Raw genomic sequence first — 12422 nt, 5'->3', positions numbered from 1 at the left:
GCTGGAATTGGTAGAACATATACCCACACAACTTGAATATGCAGCGTGTTACTACGACTGCACACCTTGTCTGTTTTGGTTAACCAACTGCCTCAAGTAAACCAGGCATGCTGAGCCAATTTGGGTATCATCCGTTTCAGTAAATCCTTTCTCTGAACCGTTTTGTCATCAGTTACTTTGTCTAGACATCAACCATTACCTTAAAATGTGAGTGTCAAAGGCTACCTTGGTAACTAATGTGGTCATAAACCTATTACCTCAATTACTTCTGTATTACTCCTTCCTCTAGAAGCAAATCAAAGACCACCTGCGCCATTTCACTTACTGGCTGATCCTTAAGCACTTTGCCGCCTGTCGATTCAGCTTTCGCGGTCGCAGCTTTAAAGCGATCGGCTGCACTTTTTGCTTTGACTACTTTTAATCGTTTTGCTTTAGGTTTAGCAATGCTGACTTCCCAAGTCATTCGGTCTTGGTCAAGTTGCTTGCCATCAACCTCTTCAGTAACAACATCACAGCGACGTGCTCGACCGAATGCACTCTGTCTTGGCTCTTGCGCAGCAAGGTCCACACTGGCAATAAACGGAAGAGATACATTCAGGGCTCTACGCTGCCCTCTTGGTAACGCTTGTAAAACTCGCGCGGTTCCATTTTCCACTGAAAGAATCTCTGCGATGCCCATCACTACGGGACACCCCAACTCTTGAGCGAGAAAGAAAGGTAATGTGCCCGAGGATTCACCGTTTTCACTGCGCATCCCCGTCAGCACGATATCTGGCATCTCATCACGAAAGTAAGATGACAAGGTATGAATCGCATCATCTTGTTCGTCCTGGGACAACACTCGGATTTGCGAAAGACCCATGCCACTGTAGTAGGCCAGTGCAGGATCCTGTGGATTACCAGCATGCAACACTTCCAGTTCACAGCCTTCTAAGTTCATTGCCAACTCAACCGCACGAGCGTCAGTCGCCGAGCGACGCGCACGTCCCGTATCTGGGTGAGCACCGATGGAAACTAAAGTACTGACACGTAGCGTGTCACTTTGATTATGCTGCATCCTTCAGCTCCTTTGATTGGTGGTGTTGAATCAAAGAAATCAATTCCTTTAACAACTCATTACTGTCCGCAATAACACTCAAATCAGCACGTTTGACCATGTCACAACCTGCGTCCGTATTGACGGCAATGACTTTGTCACACCCGCCAATGCCCTGTAAGTGCTGAATCGCACCTGAGATACCAACTGCGATATAGACTCGAGCCGTCACCCAGCTGCCGGTTGCACCAACCTGTCGGTGTCGAGGCATAAAGCCATCATCAACTGCGACACGGCTTGCCCCCTCCGTCGCCCCCAAGATATTGGCTGCGGTATGGAACTGATCCCAGTCATGAATACCGTTACCAGCCGACAAAATAAACTCGGCTTCAGTCAGCGGTATTGCCTGAGGATCGACGGCAACTGGGCCCAGGTCTTGAATGCGAGAGTCTGTGTTCACATCCCCCGCAAATTCTACGCTCAAGGCTTCATGCTTCGTCTCATCTATCGGCAATGCGCATTCTTCCGCGAGCAACAGCACTCGTGGTGTTGCTCGTTTGATATCTTGGCGACCACCTGAAGCGCGGCACACCGCCTGCTCGCTATTCACTTGCCAAGCTTGAGTTGCCGGACGCTCTTTAATCGCTGCTGAGAGTCTGACGCCAATCTCGAAACCACCTTGTATGCTATCTGGGAATAGCCAATGCTTCGGTTTGTAGTTAGCTTCGATACTGGCAAGAACCTCGACACGCTGCTCAGGACTGTAATGATCAAACACTTCGTCTGGAACAGCGAGTAAACGGTCGACACCCGCAAGACCAAACTGCTCTTCTTTATGCGTTCCAAAGACAACGGCCATGACCGCGCCTTCCTGATCCGACTGTTTAACCAATTGATGCGCTTGTCCTAAGACATCTTTATCATGACTGCTTAAACGGCCACCCGGCATATCCGGTACCACAACGATGTAAAAGTCTGGTGACTCCACTTTGTGCAGTGGCAGTTCAACGCTCGCCTGACTGTTCTGACGTGCGCCCATCATTGATGTCGCTGCGTTACGATTTAATCGGTCAATGCGTTTAATACCATTTGGTCCGATGAACCCTACTCGATGCGGATAACGCCTAGTTAACCCGCTCGGGCCAATTTCTTCAATCGGCTGTACCATCAAGCTTTCATGCTGAGGGTGCAGGCGGTTACGTCTAATCCATTCGACACGAGGGTCACGGCGTAAAATAAAATCTCCCATGCTTTTCTCCTACACACCGACGGTTTCAGACTCAGGTGTCCATACGTCCACCTTCTCGTCGCTAACCTCAACCAACATATCAGCGACAAGCTCTGCAATGTCTTTCACTTCTGGTCTCGGTTCTACAACACCTTCCAGCATCGCAGTACATTGCTGACAACCTACCGCCACTAAATCGGCACCTGTTTCTCGAATGTCATCCATACGCATGTCTGCAATACGACGTTCGCCTGGGATATCGGTAATCGGTGCAGCACCACCACCACCACAACAGCGTGAACGGAAACCAGAGCGATCCATTTCAGCGATCTCAATGCCAAGGTGTTTAAGAACAGAACGAGGCGATTCATATTCACCGTTGTAGCGTCCTAGGTAACATGGATCGTGGTATGTGACTTTGCCAACTGCCAATTCTTTTAGCGCGATCAACCCTTTTTCTACCAATTGATTGATAAAGGTTGTGTGGTGCCAAACTTGGTATTGAGGCTTTTCGTTCTCTGGATAAAAGTCTGGATATTCGTTTTTTAAACAATGGAATGCGTGAGGGTCGGTGGTCACGATGCAATCAAAGTCGTACTTCATCAACGTTTGGATATTGCGCTTCGCTAAACGTTGGTACGTTACGTCGTCACCTAATCGGCGGGCAACATCACCACAATCCAGCTCTTCGTCTCCCAAAATAGCCACGTCGACTTTGGCCGCTTTCAGAATTTTCACCATCGACTTAAGAATGCGTTGGCTACGCATATCAAAAGCACCATCAGAAACCCAGAACAATACGTCGGCACGTTTGACTTCAGACATCAGTTTGAGATCCTGGTCAGCAGCCCAGTTAGAACGTTTGTTCGGGTTATGGCCATTCGGGTTGTCAGTGAAGATGATATTCTCTAAAACTTCCGCGCCTTTATTTGGTGTTTCACCCTTTTCAAGCGTCAAGAAGCGGCGCATATCGACAATCGCATCCACATGCTCGATCATCATCGGACACTCTTCAACACAAGCTCGACAAGTTGTACAAGACCAGAGTGTTTCTGAGTTCAACACTCCACCCACAATAGGTTTGTGCGGGTCGCCTTTTGCACATCCGGTTTCTTTACCCGGGTAAGGGCTACCCGCGTATTTTTTGTCCGTTGTACCCGCAAGACCTACCACCATATCCTGGATAAGTTTTTTCGGGTTCAACGGCTGACCTGCTGCGAACGCAGGACAAACGGCTTCACAGCGACCACACTGAACACAGGCGTCAAAACCTAAGAGCTGATTCCATTTAAAGTCACTTGGGTTTTCTACACCCAGTTTTTGTGCATTAAGGTCAATGGGTTTTAACCCTGTGGAACGGCCACCGCCAAAACGTTCTGGACGACGGTGAAATGCTAGATGTAATGCGCCCGCAAACGCGTGCTTCATTGGTCCGCCCCAGCCCATACCGAGGAACATCTCACCGACACCCCAAACAATGGCGGCAAGCAGAACAACAGCAGCGACCACGTTAAACACGTCACCAACGAGTTGCGTTGCAGGCAATGTCACAAGAAAGAAACTGACCGAGAACATGATTAAGCTTTTCGGCAGTCTCATCCAAGGGCCTTTTGACAGGCGCGATGGCGGATTAAGACGACGCTTTACGACAAATAAAGTACCGCAAAACATTAAGCCCAGTGAACCCAGCAAGACCCAAGACAAAATCTGTGGTTGTAGGTTAAACACGTGAACCGCGAAAATAAGGACAACAGACAATACGAAACCACCCGCTGTCGCCACGTGCGTGTTAGACATAACTTTGTCGCGAGCAACCACGTGGTGCAAGTCCACGAGGTAACGACGCGGCATCGCCGCTAACCCTGAAAAGAGGGCAACACTTTCGGCTTGCCCTCTCCGCCACATCATAATGCGGCGGAGCATCCCTATAACAGCCAGAGCTCCGGCTGTTATAAGTAGGATAGGAAGTAATGACTCTAGGAACATACGCCCCCCTTAAAGATCTTTACATAGACGTAGTGCGTCGTAGAGTGCAGCATGAGTATTACGTTGTGAAACACAGTCACCCAAGCGCCATAGGATCATGCCGTCATTGTCTTGAGACAAGACGGGTTGCGCCTGTGATGCAAACAACGTTTCAACGTCGATTTGACCTTTGTTGACTGACTCTGCTTTCAGCTCATAGTAAAGCGCTTCGTTTGGACGAATACCGTTCTCTACGACCACTTGGTCTACAACGCGCTCTTCTTTCGCACCCGTATATTCGTTCTCTAGTAGAGCGATCAGGTTGTCACCTTCACGGTACACTTTTAGCAATGCCAAATCAGATGTCATGATGACGTCTTTCTCATACAAACTACGGTAGTAAGTCGGGAAAGTCGTACCGCCGATACCAACACCCGGTTTGATGTCATCTGTAACAAGTTCAACTTGAGAACCTTTTGACGTTAAGTAGTCGGCTGCTGACATGCCCGAGAATTCACAGATGGTGTCGTAAACCAGAACATTCTTACCTGGTTCAACCGTACCATTCAGGATATCCCAAGAAGAGACGACTAATCCCTCTTCTGCGCCCCAGTCTGGGTTCTGTTCAATGAATGGAGTACCACCAGTCGCAAGGATACAAACTTCTGGTTTCAGCTCACGGATCATATCTGCGTTAGCAGCAGTATCCAGAATAACCTCGACACCTAAACGATCGAGTTCCATCGCTAGCCAGCGAGTAATACCCGCCATCTGGTCACGTTGAGGAGCTTTTGCTGCGATGGTGATTTGTCCACCGAGTTCGCTTCCTTTCTCAATCAATGTGACTTTGTGACCACGTTCAGCTGCAACACGAGCGGCCTCCATACCACCAGGGCCACCACCAACCACAACAACGTTACGGATAGGTCCTGCTGTTTTTTCGATCAGGTGAGGCATACCCATGTGCTCACGTGATGTCGCCGCATTTTGGATACACAATACATCTAGACCCATGTACTGACGGTCGATACAGTAGTTCGCGCCAACACATTGGCGAATTTGGTCGGTTTGGCCCAGTTTGATTTTGGTGATCAAATGCGGATCCGCAATGTGTGCGCGAGTCATACCAACAAAATCAACGTAACCTGCTTCAAGGATTCGCTTAGCTTGGTTTGGATCTTTGATGTTTTGCGCGTGGATAACCGGTACCGAAACCACTTCTTTAATACCAGCAGCCAAGTGAAGGAATGGCTCGGGCGGGTAGCTCATATTAGGGATAACGTTCGCGAGTGTATTGTGCGTATCACAGCCAGAACCAACAACGCCGAAGTAATCGACCATCTTAGTTGCATCGTAGTACGCCGCGATTTCTTTCATATCATCATGGTTCAAGCCATCAGGATGGAACTCGTCACCAGTAATACGCATACCTACAACAAAGTCAGGTCCTACCGCCTCACGAACGGCTTTCAAAACTTCCATACCAAAGCGCATGCGGTTTTCAAAACTTCCGCCCCACTTGTCCGTACGCTTGTTAACACGAGGAGACCAGAATTGGTCAATCATATGCTGGTGAACCGCTGATAGTTCAACGCCATCCAAGCCGCCTTCTTTCGCACGAACAGCTGCTTTTGCGAAGTCATCAATAATGCGCAAGATTTCTTCTTCTTCAATGGTCTTACATGTTGCGCGGTGAACAGGTTCACGTATACCAGACGGGGACATTAGGTTTGGCCAGTGTTCACCATCCCAACGAGAACGACGTCCCATGTGAGTGATTTGGATCATGATTTTGCCGCCATGCTTATGCACAGCATCGGCTAGATTTTGAAAATGAGGAATGATGCGATCTGTTGAAAGGTTAACTGAACTCCACCAACTTTGCGGGCTATCAATCGATACCACGCTAGAGCCACCACAGATACATAGACCGCAGCCACCTTTCGCCTTTTCTTCATAATACTTCACGTAGCGATCGGTCGTCATACCACCATCGGTAGCGTAAACTTCTGCGTGCGCGGTACTGACCACTCGGTTACGAATGGTCGTTTTGTTGATTTTTAATGGTTGGAATAGAATATCGAACTGAGACATGATTTACCCCTGTACCAGCCTTACTTGTGAATAAATAAGGCTGCCTTCCTTGACTGACTTACGAATTGATTGACGTTGGTGCTTAATCGATTGGTGTGACTTCAAACACGCCGTAATCGCACCCTTCCTCAGCACCGCTTTGCGTTTGCACTGCTTTGGTTTTAACTGACAGTCCAAGACTTTCAGCAATTTGGTCGATTGCGCCAGCGAACCAGCCAGTAAACATGTAATCGACTTTGCGGTTCACTTTTCCGTACTGGTAAACAAAACAAGAGTTTTCCAGACGTACTCGAGCTTCACCTTTTTCAATATCTAGGTGCTCAGTGACAAAGAAACCCCAGCCGCGCTGAGATAAGCGCTTCATGTAATGTTCAAAGACAGCATCACCACTAAGACCGTGTTCTTCTGCTTCCTTTTCACACCAGTAGTAAGCTGATTTGTAGCCCGCTTTGTACAGAATGTCTGCGTAACGTTCAGCACCGATCTCTTCTTCAATTCCCATGTGGTTATTAACGAAGAAGTGACGCGGAACATACAACATTGGTAAGGCATCCGTTGTCCATACCCCTGTTTCGTCATCAACCAAGATTGGCATTTCAGGTGCGTGTGTACTCATATCGTATTCTTCCTTTTATACAATTAACTTTTTATATCGTTATATTTATATTGAAGCGTTCTTTATATTGAACAGCTGTTATTCGCCCCAGACTTCACCGAGTACGCGAAGCCAGTTTTCACCCATAATTTTTCGAACTTGAGTCTCACTAAAGCCATGTCTTAATAACGCTTCTGTCAAGTTAGGGAAATCGCCTAGTTTACGGATACCTTCAGGATTAATGATTTCACCAAAGTTAGTCAGGCGGCGTGCGTAACCTTTATCATGCGTTAACCACTCAAAGAACGGCTGGCCATGACCCTGAGTGAAATCAGTACCGATACCAATTTGATCTTCTCCAACGAGATCGAAGATGTAGGCAATCGCTTCTACGTAATCGTCAATGGTTGAATGGATGCCGTTTTTCAGGAATGGTGCAAACATGGTTACGCCAACAAAGCCGCCATGGTCTGCAATAAATTTAATGTCTTCATCTGATTTGTTGCGAGGGTGATCTTTCAAGCCACTTGGTAAGCAGTGTGAGTAACAAACCGGTTTTTCAGAAGCTAGGATGACTTCTTTAGACGTTTTTGCGCCAACATGGGATAAGTCACACATGATGCCGACTTTATTCATTTCGGCAACGATTTCATGACCAAAGCCAGACAAACCGCCATCGCGCTCGTAACAGCCAGTACCAACCAAGTTCTGTGTGTTGTAACACATTTGAACAACACCAACGCCAAGGTCTTTGAACACTTGAACATAGCCAAGTTGATCTTCAAATGCATGGGCGTTTTGGAAACCCATCATGATGCCAGTTTTACCCTGCTGTTTCGCTTTACGGATATCATCTGTAGTGCGAACCTTCATCACCAGGTCGTTGTTTTGTTCTAAAAGGTTGTTCATCTCAACGATGTTATTCACCGTATTCTGAAAGCCTTCCCAAACCGAAACCGTACAGTTTGCAGCAGTAATGCCACCTTTGCGCATATCTTCAAACAGTTCACGATCCCACTTAGCGATAACCAAGCCGTCAATCACGATTGAATCATCATGCAAGTCCGTTGCGTTCATTTTGATACCTATTCTTCCCTTTCCTCGTTAGCCTCCAGAATAAGTATTAAGGTCGATCAAAAGTGTTCTAAAAACGGCATTCCAAATCCCTTTTACGTAACTATTCGCGACAAAATAAACAAACGATAAGCGATAAAATAAACATACAAAAACGCCACCCTACTGAGGGTGGCGTCGTCTTTGCTCACGCGGACTTATATTGAAACCGAGCCATAGGTAGGCTCATGCTGAGCCTCAAATAACACCTTCGCAGATCGAAGTGGTGTATCAAATTGCATCAAATCAACCACACTGTCTAATTCCATCGATGGTGGAGTCACATTTACATTCGTCACGGTAGCGGAATGCGTACCCAATCGTTCCGCCTTTGGAGAAATACCGATGTGCACACGGTAACATTTACTAAAGTGAGGTGAAGAGACAAAGCCACATGCTGTCGCTATTTCAATGATAGACATCGATGTTTGTCTCAACAATTGTCTCGCACGATTCAGTCTCAACTTGAGGTAGTATTTCGATGGTGAACAATGTAAGTATTTTTGGAACAGGCGTTCTAATTGGCGACGCGATAGTCCAACGTATAGCGCCAATTCATCCAACTCTATGGTTTCTTCAATATTCGCTTCCATCAAAATAATCGCCTCAACCAATTTAGGCTGAGCAGTACCAATGGTGTGTTTGAGTGGAATGCGTTGAGTATCATTTTCACCGCGAATATTGTCGCAAATGAACATTTCAGAAATACTTGAACTCAGCTCACGGCCGTAATCTTTTTGGATCATCGTAATCATCATGTCCATCGGAACAGATCCACCGCTGCAAGTCATGCGATCACGGTCGATGACAAACAAGTGGTTGAGACAGTTTACTCGAGGATGGCGTTCTTGAAGCGTCGCTAAACACTCCCAGTGCACACAGCACTGGTAACCATTTAGCAACCCAGCTTCAGCCAGTACATAAGCGCCCGTACACACACCACCTAAGCGAATGTGTTTACGTGCTAAAGACTGCAACCAGGAAATTTGTCTGCGCGTGTAACTGCGAGTAATGTTTACCCCACCGACCACAATAAGTGTGTCGAGTTGTGGCGCATCCGCCATTGAGCAATCTGGTTTAACGGTAATTCCGTCGCTTGCCGTTACATCTTCTCCGTCTTCTGAAATGATGTACCAATCGTACAGCTCTTTTCCGGTAAGTTGATTTGCCATACGCATCGGATCAACAGCCGATGAGAGCGCAAGCATTGTAAAATTATCGAGCAGCAAAAAGCCAATTCGGCTTACTTCCTTGTTCGACGAACCGCCGAACTTATTCATTGAAACTGACATAGCGAACTCCAGAGTAATAAGGAGATTTATTTTTATCGGAAGCACTAGCTGTTTTTATGTTTTTGGCTAGCACACCGCGTTGAGCATTTGTATAAGAGCAATAACCATGCCTCAAGGTATTTATAGCTATTTTGTTTCAAATTTGTTGAATTATTCTCAATAATGATACTTTTATCACACTGAATTAATTAGTAATTATCGACCTTATGTTAAATTTTCATCTTTATAATCAGGAGTTTCATTGTTTAAACTCATTGAAATAAAAACTAAAAATGCACCAAAACAAGGCAGCACGTGACCCAACGATGAGCTTTACACTATGTAACAATTGCACGATTTATTGTGGCACAAATCACTAAAAATTCGTGACTAGAAGATCTTTAGTAGTTATTTCATCATCTGGTATTTTTCACTACCCAATATTTGCTCAAACTCAGCGTCTAACTCATAGGCGATATATCGAAATATTGGACGAAGTTTGCACCATATGGATCCAATATCGATGTCTAGCTCACCATTCTGGCCACAACGAACGCTTTAAGCCCGCTTACAATGCAACGACAATCTGACACCTTCCGCTCTGATACATTGGAAAAGAAGCTTTAAACTTAGCTTGGTGGCCTTTGCAGATAACTGGCACGATTCTGGCTATAATTAATCTGCTTTTAATGGTTTTCGGTTGTTACATATGCTCATATATCGTGTATGGGTATACACTCTATTGACAAGGACTTACTCGGATAAGTCAAAAACCATGGGTATCAAACATATTCAATGGAGTGACTTATGAACAACGACTCGATCGGTGATGTAACGCATCCCGACATCCAGACCTTGCCAAACACCTCAACAGGTGATGCAGTTATACGTGCAAGCCTGCTGCACTTTTTTGACGATCCTGCGAAGCTTTCCGATCCATCCGACGCATACCAATACTTTGCTGATGGTTTGCTCGTTGTCAAAGATGGATTAGTCAAATCAATCAGTGAGTACAACGAGACTGACGCACATCAATATTCAGACATCATCGACTATCGAGGTAAACTTATTGTACCGGGTTTTATCGATACTCATATCCATTATCCTCAAACTCAAATGATCGCGTCATATGGGGAGCAACTACTGGAATGGCTAGAAACCTACACTTTTCCGACTGAAAAACAGTTTGAAGACGAAACTCACGCTCAGTTTATCTCCCAATTCTTTATCAATGAGTTATTGAAGAACGGAACCACCAGCGCGATGGTCTTTGGCACCGTCCATCCACAATCCGTAGACGCGTTGTTTAAAGAGGCATTAAAGAAAAATATGCGTCTCATAGCCGGTAAAGTGTTGATGGATCGTAATGCGCCCGATGATTTATGTGACACGCCAGAATCAGGGTATTGCGAGAGTAAAGCATTGATAGAAAAATGGCATAATCAAGCAAGATTACAATACGCCATTACGCCTCGATTCGCACCCACATCCTCACCAGAGCAATTAGCCGCAGCAGGTAAACTCAAAGCGGAATACCCTGATGTGTATGTGCACACACATTTGTCTGAAAATAAAAATGAAATCGAGTACGTTGCGGCGCTTTATCCTGAACGCAAAGATTACTTTGACGTGTATGAGCATTATGGATTAACGGGTGAGCGCTCTGTCTTCGCACATGGCGTTCATCTCAGCGATCGCGAATGGCATGCCGTCGAACGCACAAATTCCGCCCTTTCATTCTGCCCTACCTCCAACCTGTTTCTTGGTAGTGGGTTATTCAACCTTAATGAAGCAGAGAAGCGAGATATACGCGTCGGTCTGGGAACGGATGTCGGAGCTGGCACCAGCTTTTCTCAACTGCAGACTCTCAATGAAGCCTATAAGGTGATGCAGTTGCAAGGTAAAAAGCTCTCAGTCTTTAAAGGGTTGTATCTCGCAACACTGGGGGGCGCGAACGCACTCAGCATTGATGATAAAGTCGGTAACTTTGAAGCGGGGAAAGAAGCCGATTTTGTCGTTTTAGATTGGGCGGTAACAGATTTGCAAGTATTGCGTCAACAGTATTCACAAAACTTGGAAGACCAACTTTTCGCACTTATGATGATGGGTGATGAGCGAAATGTGCACGCAACCTACGTAGCAGGTAAGCTCGCCTATTCTTCATAAACATCATCTCGATGGATTGCAGCGAGCAACAAAAAACGGTCACTGCGCAAAACAGTGACCATTTAATGGTTAACCTTTCATTCGAACTCTACACCGCTAACTCTCTTGCCGTTTTGATGTAGATCTCGCGTAATTTTAGTGCTAATGGACCCGGAACCCCTTCTCCAATAGGCTCATCATCAATTCTGACCACTGGCCAGACAAACGTAGTGGCAGAGCTAATAAATGCCTCTTTCGCTTGATAAGCTTCATTAATGGTGAAGTAACGCTCTTCGATAGACAAATTCAACTCTTCGGCTAGTTTCATCAAGGATGCACGCGTAATGCCGTGCAAAATATCGTTGCTCAGAGGACGAGTCACTAACACATCATCTTGAGTCACAATATAAGCATTACTAGAGCCACCTTCCGTCACGTAGCCATCTTCAATTAGCCAAACATCCTCGGCACCCGCGGCGTGTGCAGCATGTTTCGCCATGCACGCAGGTAGCAAACTGGTGGTCTTAATATCACGTCTGCCCCAGCGAATGTCTTCAAACGAAATGACTTTGATGCCCGTTTGAGTTTTAGGACTGTTGATCAGATTGCGAGACTGAGTAAATAGAACCAAGGTAGGCTCAATCGCTTCACTGTATGAAAAATCTCGGTCACCTTCGTCACCGCGCGTTAACTGAAGATAAATACCGCCTTCTACTAAGCCATTTCTCGCAATCAGTTCTCGCTGAATATGAATAAGCTCTTCAGAAGTGACTGGCATCTTTATTCCAAGTTCCTTAGAAGAACGCTCTAATCGAGCGAGGTGACCTTCAAGGTCGATTTGTTTGCCATCTAATACCGCAGTGACTTCATACACTGCATCGGCGAAAAGAAACCCTCTATCAAATACTGAAACTTTCGCTTCACTTTCAACAATATAGTCTCCATTGAGATATACGATACGTTCCATTGTCGTTC

9 protein-coding genes are annotated in these 12422 nt (G+C 46.0%); 1 reads left to right on the top strand and 8 read right to left on the bottom strand.

What is annotated here, in order from left to right; genetic code table 11:
- Window positions 1-262 precede the first annotated feature (262 nt).
- The 7 genes from ONE56_RS15795 to ONE56_RS15765 form a co-directional block, all read right to left on the bottom strand.
- A complete protein-coding gene (locus ONE56_RS15795; RefSeq protein ID WP_423841025.1) occupies window positions 263-1057 on the bottom strand; it encodes an electron transfer flavoprotein subunit beta in 795 nt (264 codons plus the stop codon).
- Complete coding sequence (locus ONE56_RS15790) at window positions 1047-2285, bottom strand: electron transfer flavoprotein subunit alpha/FixB family protein (protein ID WP_423841024.1); 1239 nt, start codon at window positions 2283-2285, stop codon at window positions 1047-1049. The genes ONE56_RS15795 and ONE56_RS15790 overlap by 11 nt, the downstream gene beginning before the upstream one ends.
- Window positions 2286-2294: 9 nt before the next feature.
- Window positions 2295-4250 carry a (Fe-S)-binding protein gene (locus ONE56_RS15785; RefSeq protein WP_423841023.1) on the bottom strand — a complete coding sequence of 652 codons (1956 nt, stop codon included), beginning with the start codon at window positions 4248-4250 and terminating at the stop codon, window positions 2295-2297.
- Between the two features lie 9 nt (window positions 4251-4259).
- Window positions 4260-6323 (bottom strand): dimethylglycine demethylation protein DgcA, encoded by a 2064-nt coding sequence (gene dgcA, locus ONE56_RS15780; RefSeq protein WP_041154536.1) that lies wholly within the window; start codon window positions 6321-6323, stop codon window positions 4260-4262.
- A gap of 82 nt (window positions 6324-6405) precedes the next feature.
- Window positions 6406-6939 carry a DUF5943 domain-containing protein gene (locus ONE56_RS15775; RefSeq protein WP_041154535.1) on the bottom strand — a complete coding sequence of 178 codons (534 nt, stop codon included), beginning with the start codon at window positions 6937-6939 and terminating at the stop codon, window positions 6406-6408.
- 78 nt (window positions 6940-7017) lie between these two features.
- Window positions 7018-7995, bottom strand: a complete 978-nt coding sequence (locus ONE56_RS15770) for a dipeptidase (protein WP_041154534.1) — start codon at window positions 7993-7995, stop codon at window positions 7018-7020.
- Between the two features lie 194 nt (window positions 7996-8189).
- Window positions 8190-9323 carry a GlxA family transcriptional regulator gene (locus ONE56_RS15765; RefSeq protein WP_331438826.1) on the bottom strand — a complete coding sequence of 378 codons (1134 nt, stop codon included), beginning with the start codon at window positions 9321-9323 and terminating at the stop codon, window positions 8190-8192.
- A 786-nt stretch (window positions 9324-10109) separates the two neighbouring features.
- Between ONE56_RS15765 and guaD the strand changes: the two genes are divergently transcribed.
- Window positions 10110-11468, top strand: coding sequence for a guanine deaminase (gene guaD / locus ONE56_RS15760; RefSeq protein ID WP_331438825.1), 1359 nt, complete (start codon window positions 10110-10112; stop codon window positions 11466-11468).
- An 88-nt stretch (window positions 11469-11556) separates the two neighbouring features.
- Here the strand turns inward: guaD and ONE56_RS15755 are convergent, their stop codons facing one another.
- Window positions 11557-12414, bottom strand: coding sequence for a D-amino-acid transaminase (locus ONE56_RS15755; RefSeq protein WP_331438824.1), 858 nt, complete (start codon window positions 12412-12414; stop codon window positions 11557-11559).
- Window positions 12415-12422: the final 8 nt, after the last annotated feature.

Source organism: Vibrio mytili (genome assembly GCF_049563345.1).
In the GTDB taxonomy this organism is placed as follows: Bacteria; Pseudomonadota; Gammaproteobacteria; order Enterobacterales; family Vibrionaceae; genus Vibrio; species Vibrio mytili.
This window is presented reverse-complemented; position numbering and strand designations above follow the sequence as displayed.